Source organism: Paenibacillus sp. P3E (genome assembly GCF_001909045.1).
In the GTDB taxonomy this organism is placed as follows: domain Bacteria; phylum Bacillota; class Bacilli; order Paenibacillales; family Paenibacillaceae; genus Paenibacillus_AQ; species Paenibacillus_AQ helianthi.
In genome coordinates this window covers 39,857-57,989 of record NZ_LVWH01000081.1, presented here as the reverse complement: position 1 = coordinate 57,989, position 18,133 = coordinate 39,857, and the positions used below count along the sequence as shown (strand labels likewise).

At 51.3% G+C, this 18,133-nt stretch carries 21 protein-coding genes; 4 read left to right on the top strand and 17 right to left on the bottom strand.

Going from position 1 to position 18,133, the window contains the following annotated elements:
• Position 1 precedes the first annotated feature (1 nt).
• The 8 genes from spoIIIAG to A3842_RS08530 all read right to left on the bottom strand — a co-directional run bounded on the left by spoIIIAG (position 2) and on the right by A3842_RS08530 (position 5,283).
• A complete protein-coding gene (gene spoIIIAG / locus A3842_RS08565; RefSeq protein WP_074085291.1) occupies positions 2-646 on the bottom strand; it encodes a stage III sporulation protein AG in 645 nt (214 codons plus the stop codon).
• 36 nt (positions 647-682) lie between these two features.
• Positions 683-1,474, bottom strand: coding sequence for a stage III sporulation protein AF (spoIIIAF, locus tag A3842_RS08560; RefSeq protein ID WP_074101081.1), 792 nt, complete (start codon positions 1,472-1,474; stop codon positions 683-685).
• A 26-nt stretch (positions 1,475-1,500) separates the two neighbouring features.
• On the bottom strand, positions 1,501-2,754 hold the full coding sequence (spoIIIAE, locus tag A3842_RS08555) for a stage III sporulation protein AE (RefSeq protein WP_074085293.1): 1,254 nt from the start codon (positions 2,752-2,754) through the stop codon (positions 1,501-1,503).
• Between the two features lie 50 nt (positions 2,755-2,804).
• Entirely contained in the window at positions 2,805-3,194 is a 390-nt protein-coding gene (gene spoIIIAD / locus A3842_RS08550; RefSeq protein WP_039875230.1) for a stage III sporulation protein AD, read from the bottom strand.
• Positions 3,195-3,203: 9 nt separating this feature from the next.
• The gene (spoIIIAC, locus tag A3842_RS08545) at positions 3,204-3,407 is read right to left on the bottom strand and encodes a stage III sporulation protein AC (RefSeq protein WP_020426549.1); all 204 of its coding nucleotides are present in this window, start codon (positions 3,405-3,407) and stop codon (positions 3,204-3,206) included.
• A 13-nt stretch (positions 3,408-3,420) separates the two neighbouring features.
• Positions 3,421-3,939, bottom strand: a complete 519-nt coding sequence (spoIIIAB, locus tag A3842_RS08540; RefSeq protein ID WP_074085294.1) for a stage III sporulation protein SpoIIIAB — start codon at positions 3,937-3,939, stop codon at positions 3,421-3,423.
• Positions 3,932-4,936, bottom strand: coding sequence for a stage III sporulation protein AA (spoIIIAA, locus tag A3842_RS08535; protein WP_074085295.1), 1,005 nt, complete (start codon positions 4,934-4,936; stop codon positions 3,932-3,934). The genes spoIIIAB and spoIIIAA overlap by 8 nt, the downstream gene beginning before the upstream one ends.
• A gap of 83 nt (positions 4,937-5,019) precedes the next feature.
• Positions 5,020-5,283, bottom strand: a complete 264-nt coding sequence (locus tag A3842_RS08530; RefSeq protein ID WP_371915991.1) for a YqhV family protein — start codon at positions 5,281-5,283, stop codon at positions 5,020-5,022.
• 276 nt (positions 5,284-5,559) lie between these two features.
• On the opposite strand from A3842_RS08530, the gene A3842_RS08525 reads away from it, so the two are divergent.
• Entirely contained in the window at positions 5,560-6,426 is an 867-nt protein-coding gene (locus A3842_RS08525) for a YitT family protein (protein WP_074085296.1), read from the top strand.
• A 54-nt stretch (positions 6,427-6,480) separates the two neighbouring features.
• On the opposite strand, the gene A3842_RS08520 is transcribed toward A3842_RS08525, so the two are convergent.
• The 4 genes from A3842_RS08520 to A3842_RS08505 all read right to left on the bottom strand — a co-directional run bounded on the left by A3842_RS08520 (position 6,481) and on the right by A3842_RS08505 (position 10,187).
• Entirely contained in the window at positions 6,481-7,734 is a 1,254-nt protein-coding gene (locus A3842_RS08520; RefSeq protein WP_074085297.1) for an aspartate kinase, read from the bottom strand.
• Positions 7,735-7,950: 216 nt separating this feature from the next.
• Entirely contained in the window at positions 7,951-8,508 is a 558-nt protein-coding gene (gene efp, locus A3842_RS08515) for an elongation factor P (RefSeq protein WP_074085298.1), read from the bottom strand.
• A gap of 45 nt (positions 8,509-8,553) precedes the next feature.
• The gene (locus tag A3842_RS08510; protein ID WP_074085299.1) at positions 8,554-9,621 is read right to left on the bottom strand and encodes a M24 family metallopeptidase; all 1,068 of its coding nucleotides are present in this window, start codon (positions 9,619-9,621) and stop codon (positions 8,554-8,556) included.
• Between the two features lie 74 nt (positions 9,622-9,695).
• Complete coding sequence (locus A3842_RS08505; protein ID WP_074101080.1) at positions 9,696-10,187, bottom strand: YqhR family membrane protein; 492 nt, start codon at positions 10,185-10,187, stop codon at positions 9,696-9,698.
• A 207-nt stretch (positions 10,188-10,394) separates the two neighbouring features.
• On the opposite strand from A3842_RS08505, the gene A3842_RS08500 reads away from it, so the two are divergent.
• Positions 10,395-11,342 carry a DUF1385 domain-containing protein gene (locus A3842_RS08500; protein ID WP_143186213.1) on the top strand — a complete coding sequence of 316 codons (948 nt, stop codon included), beginning with the start codon at positions 10,395-10,397 and terminating at the stop codon, positions 11,340-11,342.
• Between the two features lie 106 nt (positions 11,343-11,448).
• A complete protein-coding gene (locus tag A3842_RS08495) occupies positions 11,449-11,691 on the top strand; it encodes a hypothetical protein (protein WP_256701596.1) in 243 nt (80 codons plus the stop codon).
• 91 nt (positions 11,692-11,782) lie between these two features.
• On the opposite strand, the gene A3842_RS08490 is transcribed toward A3842_RS08495, so the two are convergent.
• The 3 genes from A3842_RS08490 to mntR all read right to left on the bottom strand — a co-directional run bounded on the left by A3842_RS08490 (position 11,783) and on the right by mntR (position 15,065).
• Positions 11,783-12,730, bottom strand: coding sequence for a patatin-like phospholipase family protein (locus tag A3842_RS08490; protein WP_074085303.1), 948 nt, complete (start codon positions 12,728-12,730; stop codon positions 11,783-11,785).
• Positions 12,731-12,788: 58 nt separating this feature from the next.
• Positions 12,789-14,456 (bottom strand): family 10 glycosylhydrolase, encoded by a 1,668-nt coding sequence (locus tag A3842_RS08485; protein ID WP_074101079.1) that lies wholly within the window; start codon positions 14,454-14,456, stop codon positions 12,789-12,791.
• Positions 14,457-14,639: 183 nt separating this feature from the next.
• Complete coding sequence (mntR, locus tag A3842_RS08480) at positions 14,640-15,065, bottom strand: transcriptional regulator MntR (protein WP_019909637.1); 426 nt, start codon at positions 15,063-15,065, stop codon at positions 14,640-14,642.
• 192 nt (positions 15,066-15,257) lie between these two features.
• Between mntR and splB the strand changes: the two genes are divergently transcribed.
• The gene (splB, locus tag A3842_RS08475; RefSeq protein ID WP_074101078.1) at positions 15,258-16,334 is read left to right on the top strand and encodes a spore photoproduct lyase; all 1,077 of its coding nucleotides are present in this window, start codon (positions 15,258-15,260) and stop codon (positions 16,332-16,334) included.
• Here the strand turns inward: splB and A3842_RS08470 are convergent.
• Positions 16,331-17,044 (bottom strand): cytochrome c biogenesis CcdA family protein, encoded by a 714-nt coding sequence (locus A3842_RS08470; protein WP_074085306.1) that lies wholly within the window; start codon positions 17,042-17,044, stop codon positions 16,331-16,333. The genes splB and A3842_RS08470 overlap by 4 nt on opposite strands.
• Before the next feature lie 63 nt (positions 17,045-17,107).
• Positions 17,108-17,911 (bottom strand): metal ABC transporter permease, encoded by an 804-nt coding sequence (locus tag A3842_RS08465; protein WP_074101077.1) that lies wholly within the window; start codon positions 17,909-17,911, stop codon positions 17,108-17,110.
• Positions 17,912-18,133 lie beyond the last annotated feature (222 nt).

Genomic DNA, 18,133 nt, shown 5'->3' with positions numbered 1-18,133 from the left:
GCTATTCCTGCTTGCGCGGAACTACGGAAATACGGTAGCTTGGCACGTTCAGGCCTTTCTCAATCGCCTCTTCAATCAGACCCCTGACAATTTTGTTCTCTGCCCCTTTGGCGACAACCAGTACACCGCGCACCTGGGGTTTGATCCGCTTGGTAATAATCGGAGTTTCATCGCCTGACTGGCTGTAGGTGACGATTTCGCCATCCCTTGTGTACTGTGTGGTATGACGTTTACCGCCGCTGGCATCCGTCTCTTCGCTCTGCTGCTGGGAATCGTTCATATTGCGCTGTACTACGATTTCCTCTGTAGAATCCACAGTAACCATGATGTCCACTGTGCCGACGCCGACGATTTTCTCCAGAATCTCTTTGGTGCGGTTCTCCATCGCCTGTTCAATGGTGCCAAAAGAATTAGAGGCTGCTCCATCCCCCTGCTGCAGGGTCGCCTGTGAACTTTCGATTGGCGGTGGCTCACGCCCCGTATTCTCGCTGTCCAGCTTCTTCACATTCACGAAGGAGTTGAACAGCATAATCGCAGCGCCGAGCAGCCCGAGAATGATCAGCCAGCGGAAGGTATGACTCCTCTTCGGACTGCCGGAACCGCCGCCTCCTGCCCATTGCTCCAGTTTTTTCAGCCAGTTGCCCATCTCTTATCCTCCCTGCATTTGCGTGATTGGTCAGGTTTACAGTTTTGCTTCTCCGGCAGTGCTCTTCTGCACCTGAATGACTTCCCGGCTCAGATTCCAGTTCTGCTCCAGCAGCTTGATGATCGACTCGGTTTGGTCTTGGTCCGTCCCTTTTCCAGGTGTGGCACTGCTGCCCTCCGGTATGTCAGGTGAGGATGTTGCGGATGCTGCAGCGGAATCCTCATCGGTATCAGAGCCCAGATTAACCTGTACCGGCTCTACTGGTGTAATAACAATCGGCTCTGAGGGGGAGCCTGTTGTTGTGCCCGCCGCCGGCCCGCTACCGCTGCCTGAGGCAGAGACTGCTGGTGGAAAAGAAACCTTCACCGAAGCTATCACCGGCACTGCTTCACCCTGAGTGGTATCAGAGGCTTTTCCCATCCCCAGTGTCACCGTAACCTTGGCACCCTGCACCCCAGTGATCCCGGCAATCTGGTTACGCATCTGCCCGGCAACCTCTTCAGCAGCTAGCTTCAGGCTCTGCTCCTGCGCTCCTGCCGCCAGCACCCGGCCGTCTGCCAGAATCTTCTCCAGAGAACCGGCTCCTTTCCCTGCTCCCGAGAACACTCCGCCTTTCTTCTCCTGCTGATTCATAGCCAGGCTAAGCTCTCCGGTGACATCCCCCTTCAGCAGGGCCACAATCGGGCTAAGCAGGGTCAGCAGCACCAGAAGGCTAAGCACCAGCCTGGCATACCGCTCCATGGATTTGCTAGGCAGCAGCATTTCCACAAAAGCGGCCAGCAGCACCACCAGAATAAGTTCCCTAAGCCAACCGCCCAACCAGGTCATTGTCTTTCCTCCCTACAGTTTGTGCCTCACCTCATCATGACGGTGACATTTCCGGCGGTCAGCATGATCGTGACGGCCAGGAAGAACATGAGCGATACGGCGGCCAGTGCCGCGAACACGTAGATCATGCTCTTGCCGATCGTCTGCAGACAAGTAACAATCGGCGTCTCGCCCAAGGGCTGCATTACGGCTGCAGCCACGTTGTAGATGAGGGCGAGCACGAGTATTTTAATGGCCGGAAATGCGCAAAGGAACAAAATGATAATGACACCTGAAAGCCCGATGGCGTTCTTCACCAGAAGCGATGCAGAAATCACCGTATCGGTGGCATCCGCGAACATTTTGCCGATGACCGGCACAAAGTTTCCTGTAATATATTTGGCGGCGCGGAGGGTTACTCCATCCGTCACCGAACTGGTAATTCCCCTGACGGAGATGACTCCAAGAAACACGGTCAGCAGTACACCCAGCAGTCCGGCACCGACATTTCGCAGCAGATTGGCGAGCTGGGTTAACTTGTATTTCTCCGACATCGCGCTCACCAGATGCAGCACCGCCGAGAAGAAGAACAGCGGGAAAATCACGGTATGAATGAGCGTGCTCACGGTATGGATCATGAATACAATCAGCGGATGGGTGACGGAGACTGTCACGATATTCCCCATGGATGCCAGCAGCGCGAACAGCAGCGGGATCATGGCCATCATGAAGTCAGACATATGGTCGATGGCATCCTTTGCATATCCTATAGCTACATTAAAACTGTTCACGGCAATGACCAGCACAACCATGTAACAGAGCATATAGGCGATTTTGCTAACCGATTTGCGTTCAAAAGCGGTCTGCAGCGTCTCAAGAATCATGCTGAGCACACTGATCATAACGATCGTTACCAGCAGCTTGCCATTGAATAGCACCTCATGCCACATGTAGGAGGTCAGGCCGGACATTACGCTTTTGAAGCTTAGGCCGTTGTCTCCCGGAAGCAGCATATCCATCAGCGAAGGTGTTTTGCCTTCCGGAAAAAATCCCCCGTAGTCCTTCATCAGCTGATTCCAGTATGACTCTACCTCGCCTGTAGGCAGATTCTGCACCTGCCCCTTCACCCAGTGGTCTACTGCGGAAGAACCTCCCTGAGCTGAGGGCTGCGGTGAAGGTGTAGGTGGTGTAGTGGGGGCTGCAAAGGCCGTTCCTGAGCCCCACAGCAGCAACAAGAGGAAGGGCAGAAGGAGCAGGATTGTTTTTAGTTTTGGTGGCCGAAAAACATTGCGCACGCACATACCCTTTCCCCCGCTCTGCTTCTAACTTCTTCTGCCGTCAAGTGGCTAGCTCATGCCGGCAGAAGCTTCATCACCGTCTCGATAATAATGCTGATAATCGGCACGGCCAGCACCATAATCAGCACCTTGCCGGCCAGCTCTATCTTGGAAGCAATGGATTCCTGCCCGGCATCGCGCACAATCTGCGCTCCAAACTCTGCGATATAGGAAATCCCGATAATTTTGAATACGGTTTTGATGTAGATCATTTCCATTCCCGAGGACTCCGCCACCCGCTCCAGCGTCCCCAGAATCGTTCCGATCTTGCCGATCAGGAACAGGAAGATCAGAATGCCTGCGGCAGTGGTCAGCAGGAAGGCGAACATCGGCTTTTGTTCCTTTAGTACGAGTATCAGGACCGTCGACAAGAGCCCAATTCCCACCACTTGAATGATTTCCATAGCCTTGGCCTATTGAAAAAGAAAAATCGTTTTAATTTCCTGGAGCAGGCCGTCCAGCATGCGGATGACCATAAACAACACGATGATAAAGCCGACAATGGTTACCCAGTGGGCGATGTCTTCCTTGCCCATCTGCTTTAGCACCGTGTGGATCATGGCGATAATGATGCCGATGCCGGCAATTTGGAAGATTGCGTTGACTTCAATATTCATTCCTGGCACCTCGCTAAAAGATCAATATGACGATCAATGCTCCAAGCAGCAGACCCAGGCTTTTGCTCATTTTTTCATATTTGCCCTGATCTTCTCTGGCCACTGTCTCCTCCTGTTTCAACTGCTGCAAAGCCAGCGCGATGTGAGTGCTCTGATTCGATCTGTCGCTTGTGCCCAGCGTGCAGCTGAGCTGACGGAGTATCTCCTTCTCCGTGCCTTTCAACGAAGCCGCCTTCCAGTGCTCCTCCATCGCCTTCGAGATCGCTTCTTCGGCGCTCCGGTCCAGCGGGGGGCTCATCTCCACGGCCGCAGTGGTGAAAAAAGCTTTCAGCGGCTCCTTCGACTGCATCCCGATGCGGCGCAGCGCTTCCGGCAGCGGGGTATAGCCGTACTGAATCTCGGTCTCCAGCCGCTGCAGGGCTGCAATCAGGCCTCTGATATGCCGCGGCCTGTCTGCATACTGTGCAGCCCGCTTGAAGCCGGCCAGCGTGCCTGCCAGGACGATAAGCACCGCTCCGAAGAGCTTAAGCATGGCGTTCACCGCCCAGCGCTTCCCCAGGCGAGACCAGCAACAGGCTGCGCTTCTGCCCGTCCAATATCCGGAAGGTCAATCCCGCTTCTGCCCGGTGCAGGATGACATAGCGCTCGAACATCCGATGCTCCAAGAGTGCGCCCAGGCCGGGCCGCCGGGCCAGCTCGGATACTTCCTTGCCGTGAGCCGAAGCTACGACCGAGATGCCCGCGTGCAGCGCTTCGGTCACCGCTTCGGCATCCTCAAGGCGGCCGATCTCATCGGCGATCAGCACATCGGGCGAGAGCGAACGGATCATCATCATCATGCCTTCGGCTTTGGGGCACCCGTCGAGGATATCTGTCCGGGGTCCGACATCAAAAGCGGGAATGCCGCGGCGGCTGCCGGCGATTTCAGAGCGTTCGTCAACGATGCCGACCTTCAGACCGGGCCGGCTGCCCTCTCGCACGTTCTTTCCACCTGCTGAGATCTGTCTGGCAAGATCGCGCAGCAAAGTGGTTTTGCCATGCTGCGGCGGCGAGAGAATCAGCGTATGCATGATCCGCTGCCGGCCCTTGTCGAGCAGGTAAGGCAGAACGCCGTCGGCAATGCCCGGCACCTCCCGTGCAATTCGCACATTGAAACCGGTAATGTCCCGTAGATGCTCCACGCCCCCGCCGCTCAGCACAGTCCGCCCGGCCAATCCAATCCGGTGCCCCCCGGGGATCGTAATGAACCCCTTGCGAAGCTCCTCTTCCATTGTATAGAGCGAATGATTGCTGATCAGGTCCAGCAGCCGGTGCGCATCTTCCCGGTCCGGCTTGTACGCTTCTTCAGGGTTCAACGTCAGACTTCCACTTGGGCCGAGAAAATGGTATTTGCCCCCGGAATAATTAATTTCCAGCGGACGTCCTTCGCGGACGCGGATCTCTTCCACTTTTTCGAGCAGCGGAGCCGGTAAGCCTCTCAGCAACGCCCTAACTTTTTCAGGAAACAATAGCAGCCATTCATTAGCCATGCAGAGTACCCCCAAGTTGTCCTCTTCTTTAATAGCTTTAATCCATACTTATGCTTGTACGCGTGCTTTATGACTATCATCTATCATTTTTTTAGAATTCCGATTAAGAGAAAGGCTACCCCGCAGCCAATCCAGCCAAGCTTGCCCCATGACAGCTCCTGCGCCATCCCCGTCAGACCGACCGCCGTAGTCAAAATCAGAATAGTCGGTCCTACGAGAGCCAATCCTGAATTAACCGCAAGTGCCTTGTCCACCTGGTTCAGCTTCAACATGATCAGGGCCGCCGCTATTTCCACACTGCCCGAGAGCAACCGCAGCGCTGCCATCCAGCTCACATACTTGTCCAATCCTTTTCACTCCTTTCCAAAAATCTTATCCTAGAATTCTCACGATATTTCGTGCTGTTATCCATAGATATGCGGGATGGGCTCGCTTTAGACAAGAAGAAATGAACGATTATACCAATCAAAGTGTGAAAGAAATCATAGTGCCCCCCTCTATAAAAAAATATCATCAGTATGATAAAATAAATTTTGCACGTTTCAAATAAGTTGATTTGGAAAATATAAGTGTTCGTTGTTGGACAGACTATTTAGACATCGGAAGAAGAGGGGATTCATGTCATGCAAGTTCGCAATGTTGTAGTGCCGCTCGTTTCAGGGCCCGTAGCCAAACAAGTCAAAGAAGTCGCCATCATTATTTTCTCGGCCTTTCTGTTAGCGAGCGGGCTGCGTCTGTTCCTCATTCCGCATCAGCTACTGAGCGGCGGAGTTGCGGGAACGGCATCCGTCATCGGTTATCTAACCCATCCAAAGTACATTTCACTGTATTATTTCGCCATCAATCTGCCCATCCTGATTTGGGGTTTTGTCGCTGTGGGAAAAAAATACATCTGCTATAGTCTGCTGTCGGTCGTATCGACCACATGGTTTCTCAACATTATTCCGTTAATCAAGCTGACCAAAGACCCTATTCTGGCAAGTATCTTTGGCGGAGTTATCATCGCAGGGGGGGTAGGCTTCTCACTTCGTGCCGGAGGATCTTCCGGGGGATTTGATATCCTGGGCTCCATCATTACCCGCAAACGCGATATTCCGATGGGCACAGTACTGTTTGTAATGGATGGACTGGTCATACTGAGCCTGGGCTTCTTCAAAAGCTGGGACTCCGCCCTGTACGCCATGCTCTGTATTTTCGTCAAAAGCCGCGTAGTCGATATGATTCATATCCGCCATATCAAGCTGACCTGCTTCATTGTCACCAAGGAGCGCGAAAAGATGCTGAGCCGTCTTACTTGCCTGCCCCATGGCGTCACTGTAGTCAATGCGGAAGGCGGATACAGCCACGAGGGCAATACCATGCTCATGACCGTAACCACCCGCTACGAACTGGCAGAGCTGCGCAAGACAATCCTTGAGACAGACCCCAAATCGTTCGTCAACGTACTGGAGACTGTGGAGATTGTTGGCCGGTTCAGAAGATTGGGATAAAAAAATGCCCCGAGGCCAATTAAGGCTTCGGGGCATTTCATATGAGTAAGGCTTCTAGCGGCGGTCTTTGGGTCCACCCACAAATGCCTGCTCTTCTGTATCCAGATTGTAGGCGGTGTGAAGCGCCTGGATGATCTTTTGCAGATTGCTGGACTCAATGACACACGACACTTTGATCTCGGAGGTGCTGACCATCTTGATGCTCACACCTTCCTTGGAGATCACTTCGAACATTTGCGCCGCTACACCAGGATGGCTGACCATCCCCGCGCCGACAATGGATACCTTGACCAGATTATCCTCGGAAGTGACTTCGCGGTAAGGAAGCGCGCTATGGAGCCCCTCGATCACTTCTTTGGCATGCGCCAGCTCGCTCAGTGCGACGGTAAAGGAGAAGTCAGCCTTCTCGTTCTGAACACCGCTCTGTACGATAATATCGACGTCAACCCCCTCTTCGGCAAGCTTGCCGAAGACCTGGGCCAGCACACCCGGCTCATCGGGCACGCCCAAAATACTAATCCGCGCCACATTCTTGTCATAAGCAATTCCGCTAACTACTACACCCTGCTCCATGCTTGCTTCCTCCTTCACAACAGTACCTTCATTATGATTAAAGCTCGATCTGACGACCAGCTTCACTTGATATCGCTTCGCATATTCTACAGCCCGTGGATGCAGCACAGCTGCTCCCAGATTAGCCAGCTCCAGCATCTCATCGTAAGAGATTTCCTTCAGCTTGCGCGCTGTCTTTACAATACGCGGATCCGTTGAATAAATGCCGTCCACATCCGTGTAGATTTCACAGACATCCGCTTTGATGGCAGCGGCCAACGCTACTGCTGTGGTATCCGAGCCTCCACGGCCCAGTGTGGTAATCTCACCGTCCAGGGTCATCCCCTGAAAACCGGCCACAATTACAATCTGTTCACGCTCCAGTGACTCTAGGACGCGGCGTGGAACGATTTCATTGATCCGTGCCCGGCCATGTGTCTCGTCCGTCCGAAAGCCTGCCTGCCATCCTGTATAGGATACAGCGCTGCGGCCAATCCCATGCAGGGCAATGGAGAGCAGTGCCACTGAGATTTGTTCTCCGGTGGTCATTAGCATATCCATTTCGCGTGCAGGCGGCTGCCCGTTCAGCTGCTTGGCCTGATCGATCAATTCATCCGTAGTATCTCCCATAGCGGATACAACCACAACACAGCGGTGACCCTCATCCTGCTTGGCTGCGATGCGCCCCGCAACGCGTTTCATTCGTTCAATGTCGCCGACGGAGCTGCCTCCGAATTTCATGACATAAAGTGACAAAGTCCATTTCACTCCCTATTTCGGTCTATGTAACAGCCTAGAATTAATTTCGTGCTTTAAACCAGTATAATACGAAAAACACCTCATGCGTTAATGGTTTCACAAAAATTCTTAACTCAACAGAGTTTCTGGCGAACCTAATAGTACCAAAAAAGCCCCTCCGCATATGCGGGGAGGCTGGTGTAGAAAAAATGGCATCTCTGCTCTGGGAAGTTCCTACGCGCGGGAAATGTATTTACCTTCACGTGTATCAACCAGCAGAACATCGTTTTCATTGATGAACAGCGGAACCTGAACCGTATGGCCTGTTTCCAGTACAGCTGCTTTGGTTGCGCCTTGCGCCGTGTTCCCTTTAACGCCCGGTTCTGTTTCGGTAACCTTCAGTTCAACGCTGGTAGGCAGGTTAATACCTAGGATCTCACCTTTGAAGCTGACGATATTTACGGTCATATTTTCTTTGAGGAAGTTAAGCTCCCATTCCAATTGTTTGGCGGACAGCTCGAATTGATCGTAGGTTTCATTGTCCATGAATACATGCTCCGATCCGCTTGCATACAGATATTGTACTCCACGGTTTTCGATGATGGCGCGGCCAATGGTTTCACCTGCACGGAAGGTACGCTCAACGGTGTTGCCGTTGCGCAGGTTCTTAAGCTTGGAGCGCACGAATGCGGCACCTTTACCTGGCTTCACATGCTGGAAATCGATGACAGTAAAAATATCACCCTCTACTTCTACGGTCAAGCCTGTTTTGAAATCGTTAACTGAAATCACTAAAAATCCCTCCTGGAATCAATAATTTACCTGATTAAAGCAGTCTTACAGTACCAAATAATCCTTTGAAGAATGAGTCAGCAGCGAAATACCGCTCTCGGTGATTACGATATCATCTTCGATCCGCACACCGCCAAGTCCGGACAAGTAAATGCCCGGCTCCACAGTAACGACCATGCCCGGTTGCATAATTTCATCAGCCAGCTTGGACAACCGAGGGTATTCATGAACCTCCATACCCAAACCATGCCCTGTGCTGTGTCCGAAATATTCCCCATAGCCATAGCGGGTGATAATATCACGCGCCAACGCATCGCACTCCCGTCCGGTCATTCCCGGCTTGATATTTGCCAGCGTATGGAGCTGAGCTTCAAGCACAATATCGTAAATTTCTTTCAGCTTGGGGTCCGGAGAACCCAAAGCTATGGTACGAGTTACGTCCGAGCAGTAGCCGTCCAGCAGTGCACCGAAATCGAAGGTTACGAATTCATTGTTCTGAATGACCTTACTGCTTGCCACACCATGCGGCATCGCCGACCGTTCACCGGAAGCGACAATCGTATCAAACGAAGAACAGGTTGCGCCGTGGGTGCGCATGTAGAATTCCATTTCAAGATCCACGTCACGTTCAGTCATGCCGGGCTTGATCACATTCAGGATGTGGCTGAACGTAGCATCCGCCAGATCGGCCGCACGCTGCATAACCGCCAGTTCGTCTTCATCCTTGAACGCCCGCAGATTCTCTACAGCCTTGGAGACCGGCACCAGCACCGCCGGCTGCAATGCAGCCGCATAAGCTGTATAGGCACTGAAAGTCACATCATCCTGCTCGAAGCCGATACGGACATCCGCACCCTGCAGCAGCTCGCGGACAGTGTCAATAAACTTCGAACCATGCTGAACAATCTTCATGCCTGTTACCTGTTCCGCCGCCTGCGTCATATACCTGAAGTCTGTCAGCAGATAGCTGTCATCGCCAGTAACCAGAACATAACCGGAAGAACCGGTGAATCCGCTCAAATAGCGGCGGTTAATGCCGCTGGTTATTAAGATTGCATCCAATCCCTGTTCCTGCAAAACCTTCCGCAGCTTGGAGACACGCTTGTTGCCCATTTTCATTCTCCTCTCGAAATAGCCACATTGTATTTTAACATAGGGTCATGCCCTTGAGAAGTTTTTTCGGGCGTTCAGGCAAGCTTTGTCTGCTGTTCACGTTTTCGTTCATCCGTATACTCGATTGCCGCCGTATATCCAATAAATAATCCCCAGAGTAAAAAGATGCAGAACTCACTGATTACGGAGTTCCACGGCAGCCGAAATGGCCGCTGCTGGAGGAACAGCCATGATCCGGCAAGGAAGATCACCGACCACCACAGCACCCCGTATATCATTCCTGGCCACGGCCCCTTCAGCTTGCGGAAGAGCAGTACATAGAGCAAGGTCGCTATAACCGAACTGGCAATAAAAAATAGATATCCTATAAGATGTCCCGCCGAAGTCTTCAAAAAATCATGTTTAAAAAAAGGCTCGGCCAAAAATCCCGGGAGCACTTTTGTAAAATGCATGGCATACATCAGCCAGCGCGCTCCTCCCCAGATCAGTCCGGCGAAATAACCCAGTTCCAAGGAGAAAGTCCATAGGTTGGTATGCTCCGATTTTTGTGTATAGGGTTTGCTCATTCTGCTACCTCACTTTCAATGGATGGAATGCTTTTGCTGTCTCTCTGCTCCTTGTTCCTAGTATGTACAGCAAAAGGCAATCCAACTAGCAATGTCAGCATAAATTAGTTACAATGTATTATATAAATCACATTAATACACGGGAAGGTGAATTGGTTGTCCCAAGAAACTCCAAGTTACGGCGGGCAGGCCGTCATTGAAGGCGTTATGTTCGGCGGCAAGCATATTAACGTAACAGCCGTAAGAAGGAAGAATCAGGAAATCACATTTTTGGAGGTGCCGAGAAGCGATAAGAGCTGGGTTGTCAAGCTGCGCAAGATTCCGCTTCTCCGCGGCCTTGTCAGTATTATAGATTCCAGCGCCAAAGGCTCCAAACACTTGAATTACTCTGCAGAATCCTATGCAGAGGATTCTGCAGAGCCTGAAGATCTAGCCAAACAGCAGGAGAAAGCCAAGAAGAAGGAAGAGGGCTGGAGCCTGGGGATGATTTTTGGCGTAGCAGTTATGGGTATTTTATCATTCCTCTTCGGCAAGCTGATCTTCACCCTTGTTCCTGTCTTTGTAGAAACTTTTTTGTTTAAGGATGCATTTGATAACTACATTCTGCACAACCTCGTAGAAGGCGGAATTAAGCTGATTCTATTGCTCGTCTATCTCTGGGCTATTTCCCAGACTCCTGTGGTCAAGCGGTTGTTCCAGTACCATGGTGCCGAGCACAAGGTCATCAGCGCTTTTGAAGCCGGTGAAGAGCTCACTGTAGCGAATGTCCAGAAATACAGTCGTCTGCATTACCGCTGCGGAAGCAGCTTCATGATGCTGACGATCATCCTGGGTGTCATCATCTACTCGGTGTTCCCTTGGGATAGCCTGGTGGAACGTGTAGTGCAGCGTATTGTACTGCTGCCGGTCGTAATCGGCATCTCCTTTGAGGTTCTGAAAGGAACCAATGCCGTGAGAGATATTCCGGGACTGAAGTACCTGGGCTATCCCGGACTGTGGCTGCAGTTGCTCACTACCAAAGAACCCAAAGATGAAATGGTAGAGGTCTCCATCGCCTCGTTCAACCGGATGCGGGAGCTGGATGCCGCAATCGAAGCAGGGGCTTATTCGGAAGCAAGTGTGTCAGGCGGAATTTTGGATCCTGCGAAAGGATGAGTGGTCTATGATCAAACATGCTTTGATTTTTTGGATAACAGTATCACTTGCGGTATTGGGTCTAGTATCACAGTTTATGATGTTTGGGTTCCGGGCACTGACGTCTTTGATTATACCGTTACTGCTTTTAGGGATTGTGTTTTATGCTTACCGGTCAGCTAAGACGGGCTATGGACAGGGTTCTGGCAGATCCAAAACCAAAGTAAAACCTTCGCAAAAAACCATGGCTAAGGTCGCCGGTCTTCGCAAGACGCAGCCAGTTACAACGGGGAAACGCAAGACCTATCCGTTTCAGGTGATTGAAGGCAGCAAGGGGAAGAACGACGAGCAGCTTCCCAAATATCATTAGAAGCTTCGCCGTCCTCTAAAAGATAGATTTCAAAAGGCCTTTCCACGTTACAGCTAATGTGGAAAGGCCTTTTTTTATACTAATAAGCCTATTAGAAAATCGTTGGCTTCGGAATCGGCCGCCAATTTTTGAAAAAATCCTCCCCAGCCTTGTACCCTGCGGTATAAAGCTCGTCACTTTTCTCTGTTGAGATATTAAACTGAGTCATCGAGATGCCCAAGGTGGGGATTTTGACCGTACGCACAAATTTCTCAGTTTCAATGTATCGTTCATCATGGGCGGACAGCATGGTGCCTACCATCGCCTGCAGCATGCTGAAAGGCCCTGTAATCCGATGGGGCTGCGGTTCTGTTCTGCCGATCAGCTGATAGCCTACGGTTGGAACTCTGCGTCCAGGGCTCTTGAAGCCTTCTTCTTTCTCATCGAACAGCCACAGCGGAAAATTACTGAGCAGGCCCCCGTCCACCATATAGACAAATTGGTCGGCAAATGGCTTACCCTTGGCTGCCTCTCCGCTCAGCCTCAGCCTCACCGGATCAAAAAAATACGGAATACTGCAGCTCATCCGCACAGCTTTGGATACCTCGAAGCCTTCCGGTGATATACCATACTGCTCCAAGTCATCAGGCAGTACAATAAGACGCCCATTCGTAATATCGGAAGCGATAATGGATAACTTGCCTCGGGGCAAATCCCCAAAGGTGACAAGCCCCCTTTCCTTCAGAATCCCCCGTATCCACGACTCCAGTGCCTCTCCGGAATACAGCCCTTTTTTGATCAACACGCGCACTGCAGGGCCCACATAAGCCGTATTGTAGAGCGCCCCCCGTTTCAGAAAAGAGGAGAAGCTTGTTCCCTTAATGATCCGGCTCATCGCCTCTCCGTCATAACCTGCCGCAAGCAGTGAGGCGATGATGGAGCCTGAAGAGGTTCCCGCCACCCGCTTAAACACCGCCCCCGCCCGCTCTGAAGCCTGAACTGCTCCTGCGAGCGAGATCCCTTTGACACCCCCGCCTTCAAACACGGCATTGATCTCCATAGATAGCAATCCCCCGTTCCATAGATCCTATAGCTTATCTATGAGCACGGGGGAATTTTCATGACTTGAAATAAAAGGTCAGTAAACTGGCTAATCCAAATGGATCACGGGTCACAATATCATTCGCTCTGAACATAATGCTGCCGGCTACCTCATCATATTTCTCATTATATTTCAGCTGGTTGATAATCTGTTCTCCGCTTTGCCATTCGGCACTTTTGTCGGTTCCTACTTTGTAGGTGGCCTGTCCTATGTACAGCTTGACTCCTGTACCCTTCACCTCATTCACCCACCAGTCCACCAGCTTATCATAACGGGCGGCACTGAAGGACAGGCTCCAATAAATTTGCGGTGCAATATAGTCGATCCAGCCGCTGCGTATCCAGGTCCGCGTATCTGCATACATGTCATCATAAGCAGATACACCTGCCGTGGTGTCGGACCCGGTACTGTCGGCTTTCTTGTTGCGCCAGACCCCAAACGGGCTGACACCAAAAGAGACATTGGACTTCACTCCATGAATCGCTTGACCCAGCCGGCTGATGAAATCGTTGATATTATCTCTTCGCCAATCCCCTTTGGAGCTGATCGCTTTGGGATTATAGGCTTTGAATGCCTCATCGTCGGCAAACGATACACCGGATGGATAAAAATAATCATCCAGATGAACGCCATCAATGTCATATCCTTTTACCACTTCCATTACGGTATCGATGATATGCTGACGCGCTTCAGGAATACCTGGATTGATGTAGAGCTTGTTCTCTGCTGAGACGACCCACTCCGGATGGGCTTTCGCCACATGATTACTGGCCAGGCCTGACGTGCTGGCATCTGTAGTCGCACGGAACGGATTGAACCAGGCATGGAACTGCATGCCTCGGTTGTGGGTGGCGCTGACCATATATTCCAGTGGATCATAACCCGGATTCTTACCCTGCGTCCCGGTCAGCACCTTGGACCAGGGAACGAGCACAGAAGGATACAGGCTGTCGCCAGAGGGTCTGACCTGTACGAATACAGCGTTAAATCCGGCACTTTGCAGCTTGTCCAGCAAAGTGTCGAACTCCTTCTTCTGCTTGGTCTCATTGCCTGCTGAAGATGTCGATGGCCAGTCCAGATTGAACACTGTGGAGATCCAGGCACCCTTCATTTCTTTGGACGTTTTCGCCCCAGGAATTGAAGGAACCGTCGGTGTTGGTGGTACCGTCGGTTTCGGCACGGCCGGTGTTGGTACGCTTGGTGTTGGCACTGTAGGCACTGACGGTGTGGAGGGTCCGCCAATCTCGGCGTTAGAATATAGCGCGATATGTTTAGCTGCCTGATTCCATACCACCTGCAGTCCAAGCTGTTCACTCACGAAGCGCAGAGGAACCATCACCCGTCCTTGCACAATTTGTACCGAGGTATCCAGGCCTACTGCGTTATCATTGACAAGTGCAGTCTTTAAGCCGCTGGTCAGTTTAAGCACATTCTCCCCTTTGCTGATCGTCGCCGTCCTGGTGTTCTGATCCCATTCTACTGCTGCACCCAGCCCCTTGCTGACTACACCTGCAGGCACCATAGTTACATTCGATGATGTAATATAAGGCGGCACATCAGGGCTTAGCGTCTCGCCATCCAGCTCAATCGTGATTTGCAGGGCCGCCGCTCTAACGCCAGTCATCCCTAAAGGCAGGCACAACAACAACACCATAACTCCTAGCATCCATTTACGGTAGTTCATATTTCCTCCCCGGTATAATATAAGATTGTTGTATAAACAAAAGAAAACGGCCCTCTCGTCCTTGTTAAAGGGAGACGGCCGTTTCACTTGTCAAACGGAGTCCTGAAAACAAAAAAAGAACGTTACCCGTTATGACGTAAAAAAACTGGAAAGGTTGCGGTATACATACAAAAACTGCATCATTTATGAGTCGCTGACGAGTTCAAGATGAATATCGTATAAGGTCTGCAGGCGCGCTTCATCACGGCGAAAATACTCCACTAGCGTCTCAATACGCGTAATGGAGTCCCAGCTCAAATGATGCTCGATTCCTTCGACATCCTTATAAATATGCTCCTGCTGCACTCCGATGAGGCCGAGAAATTCCTCCAGCAGCTGGTGACGGTCAACGAGACGTTTTCCCACTTTTTTCCCTTTGCTTGTTAGGACAAGCCCACGATATTTCTCATAGATGAGATATTCGTCCTTATCCAGTTTTTGGATCATCTTGGTCACAGAGGAGGGGTGTACTTCCAGTCCCTCGGCAATATCCGAGACCCGCGCATAACCCTTCTCGTCGATGAGCTTGTATATGCGCTCCAAATAATCCTCCATGCTGGGTGTTGGCATTAAACTTTACCTCTTTTCTATAATGAGCGTGGCGCGGGGGCCAACCTTGCTCTAACAATGATACATGTTTCTGCCGCTCCTTGGCAAGTCCTGCGACACAGTTCCCGCATCCATTAGCGATGTTTACCACGGTTTCCGCAGGCCTTTGTTCGGCACAATAACCATATCCTCATTCATAAGGAGCGTGAATTCATGACTTTAGCAGTGCCTGAACGCCCTTCCGCCAAGAAACCAAGAAAGCCCACCGGACTGTTTATTCCAGAACTTGTTTTTTTTGAGCCGGAGGCACTAAAGTTCCCCAAAGGCGCGCGGATTATGGAATGGGTCAAATCACAGAATATCCCATACCGCATGACTACCTCACACAACCGGATCACGAATCTTCCGGGAGATTCGGAGGTCGAGCAATATAAAATTGCTAAACGGACCCTCGTAGTGGGCATCCGCAAAACCTTAACCTTCGACCAGTCCAAGCCCTCTGCCGACTATGCAATTCCTATTGCCACCGGTTGTATGGGGCATTGTCATTACTGCTACCTGCAGACAACGCTGGGTACCAAGCCGTATATCCGTGTCTATGTAAATACAGAGGATATCATCGGCGCTGCCAAAAAGTATATTGAGGAGCGCGCTCCAGAGATTACTTCTTTTGAAGCAGCATGTACCTCAGACCCACTGGGGCTTGAGCATATCACAGGTTCTCTTGCAGAACTAATTAACTTCATGGCAGAAGAGCCGCTGGGAAGATTGCGTTTTGTTACCAAATACCAGCATGTCGAGCCGCTGCTCCATTTGAAGCATAACGGACATACCCGGGTCCGGTTCAGCGTAAACGCTGATTATGTAATTAAAAATTTTGAGCCGGCGACCTCACTCTTCGAGGAACGGATTGAAGCTGCCGGAAAAATCGCCCGTGCAGGGTATCCGCTTGGTTTCATCATCGCTCCGATCATTTGGCATGAGGGCTGGCAGGAAGGCTATGCCGAACTGCTTGAGAAGCTGGCTAAGACGCTGCCGCCGGAGACGGGCAAAGGCCTCACTTTTGAGATGATTCAGCACCGGTTCACCAAGACGGCCAAGACTGTCATCGAGAAGCGTTATCCGAAATCGAAACTGGAAATGGACATCGAGAAACGCAAAAAGAAATGGGGCCGCTGGGGCCAGTATAAATACGTTTATCCCGATGAACAGCAAACCGCCCTGCGGGAATTTATCACAGAGCGGATTTTTGAACATTTTCCGGAAGCGGGGATCGATTATTTCACCTAAAATTTTAACCAGTCAGGTGTGATTCCTTGCAGCCATATGGTGATGCGGAACATCTGATCTGTGAACAGCAATAGTCCCATGAAAATCATGAGTCCACCGCCTGCCTTCATAAGCAGATTGGAATATTTGAGAATCCGCCGGGCTCCCCCGAGGAAGAAGGCCAGTACAAAGAAAGGAAGCGCAAACCCGATGCAATAGGCAGTAATCAGCGTAAACCAGGCCCCCTGATCGCTGGCTGAAAGCGCAATGATCGGCGTCAGGATCGGCCCAATGCACGGAGACCAGCCTGCCGAGAAGCCAATTCCCAGAATGAATGAACCTAAATATCCTGCAGGTTTCCACTTCATATTGAGTTTATGTTCCCGGAGGAGAAACTTCGGCTGAAAGATGCCTAATAGGAACAGCCCCATCAATATCACAAGAATAGCCGATAATTGACGGATCAGGTCGCGCTGTTCCTGGAATACTTCTCCAAACAAACCTGCTCCAAAACCGATCGTATAGAACACCGCAGACAATCCAAGAATAAAAGCCAACGTATGGCTTAAGGTGCGGAACCGGGCCTTCCGGGTATTGCTGCCTGCTTTTAATTCCTGAACGGACAAACCGGTGATATAGGACAGATATGACGGGTATAGCGGCAGACAGCATGGAGATATAAACGACGCAACCCCAGCGGCAAAAGCAATTCCGGCATTCAGGTTGGACAAAGTGGCTTCTCTCCTTCCGGGTTAGGGGTCACTTCGTATGAACGGATACTCCCACAGGCTATTTTACGCCGGCAGCCCTTTTTTACCGATCAGGGTCAGGGTCAGCAGCGCGATCAGCAGCAGGACAATCGTCGCACCAGGTGCAAGATTCCAAATACCCGCAACTACCAGCCCTCCCACAACCGCAATTTCAGCAATGACAACCGACAGCATGACCGAGGACTTGAAGCTCCGCGAGAGCAATAGGCTGATTGCCACGGGAATGGTCAGCAGGGCCGACACCAGCAATGAGCCGACAATTTTGATAGCTGTACTGATGACAAGCGCTGTTAGGACTGTAATCAACATATTAAGCAGCTTTACAGGCAGGCCGCTTACGCTGGCCGCATCCTCTTCAAAGCTAAGCAGGAAAAATTCTTTGAAGAACAGGGTCACCACAACCACAACCGCAACGGTCACAATACCCACTACTACGAGATCGGTGTTATCGAGTGTATAAATGCTGCCGAACAAGTAGCTCATCACATCCGCATTATACCCTTTGCCCAAGGTGAAAAAAAGCGAAGCCAACGCTACACCGCCTGACATAATGATGGCGATCGATAGCTCGGCGTAGCTTTTGTATGCTTTGCGCAGCTTCTCGATGGCGAATGCCGCCATTACCGCAAAGATCAGCCCCGCCCCCAGCGGGTAGAAACCTGTCAAGAACCCGAGCGCAACCCCTGCGATCGTCACATGTGCCAGTGTATCACCGATCATGGACAAGCGGCGCAACACCAGAAACACACCAATGAGCGGGGCGGTAATGCCAATCATGAGCCCGCCTGCAAGCGCCCGCTGAAAAAAATCACTGAATAGAATGTCCAAGATAAGTATCTCCTCTGAATATCAAATACTTAGCGAATCTTTATTTCAAAAAGCGAGTTCAAACCCCTTTTCGATCCCTCCCAAACCCTCCCTTCCAAGGGAGGGCCCCAAGGGCTCTGCCCTCTGGACACCGGGCTAAGTGCAACAGGCGTAAGTGAACAGTTAGATGGTGCTTGGAGACGTGAGAGGAAGGATCGCTTTTCGTCCCTGAACGGGACACGC

Excerpts from the sequence above, each read along its gene's own strand:
- spoIIIAG (WP_074085291.1), bottom strand. The coding sequence starts at position 646 with ATGGGCAACTGGCTGAAAAAACTGGAGCAATGGGCAGGAGGCGGCGGT.
- spoIIIAF (WP_074101081.1), bottom strand. The coding sequence starts at position 1,474 with ATGACCTGGTTGGGCGGTTGGCTTAGGGAACTTATTCTGGTGGTGCTG.
- spoIIIAE (WP_074085293.1), bottom strand. The coding sequence starts at position 2,754 with ATGTGCGTGCGCAATGTTTTTCGGCCACCAAAACTAAAAACAATCCTG.
- spoIIIAD (WP_039875230.1), bottom strand. The coding sequence starts at position 3,194 with ATGGAAATCATTCAAGTGGTGGGAATTGGGCTCTTGTCGACGGTCCTG.
- spoIIIAC (WP_020426549.1), bottom strand. The coding sequence starts at position 3,407 with ATGAATATTGAAGTCAACGCAATCTTCCAAATTGCCGGCATCGGCATC.
- spoIIIAB (WP_074085294.1), bottom strand. The coding sequence starts at position 3,939 with ATGCTTAAGCTCTTCGGAGCGGTGCTTATCGTCCTGGCAGGCACGCTG.
- spoIIIAA (WP_074085295.1), bottom strand. The coding sequence starts at position 4,936 with ATGGCTAATGAATGGCTGCTATTGTTTCCTGAAAAAGTTAGGGCGTTG.
- A3842_RS08525 (WP_074085296.1), top strand. The coding sequence starts at position 5,560 with ATGCAAGTTCGCAATGTTGTAGTGCCGCTCGTTTCAGGGCCCGTAGCC.
- A3842_RS08510 (WP_074085299.1), bottom strand. The coding sequence starts at position 9,621 with ATGGGCAACAAGCGTGTCTCCAAGCTGCGGAAGGTTTTGCAGGAACAG.
- A3842_RS08505 (WP_074101080.1), bottom strand. The coding sequence starts at position 10,187 with ATGAGCAAACCCTATACACAAAAATCGGAGCATACCAACCTATGGACT.
- A3842_RS08500 (WP_143186213.1), top strand. The coding sequence starts at position 10,395 with ATGTTCGGCGGCAAGCATATTAACGTAACAGCCGTAAGAAGGAAGAAT.
- A3842_RS08490 (WP_074085303.1), bottom strand. The coding sequence starts at position 12,730 with ATGGAGATCAATGCCGTGTTTGAAGGCGGGGGTGTCAAAGGGATCTCG.
- A3842_RS08485 (WP_074101079.1), bottom strand. The coding sequence starts at position 14,456 with ATGAACTACCGTAAATGGATGCTAGGAGTTATGGTGTTGTTGTTGTGC.
- mntR (WP_019909637.1), bottom strand. The coding sequence starts at position 15,065 with ATGCCAACACCCAGCATGGAGGATTATTTGGAGCGCATATACAAGCTC.
- splB (WP_074101078.1), top strand. The coding sequence starts at position 15,258 with ATGACTTTAGCAGTGCCTGAACGCCCTTCCGCCAAGAAACCAAGAAAG.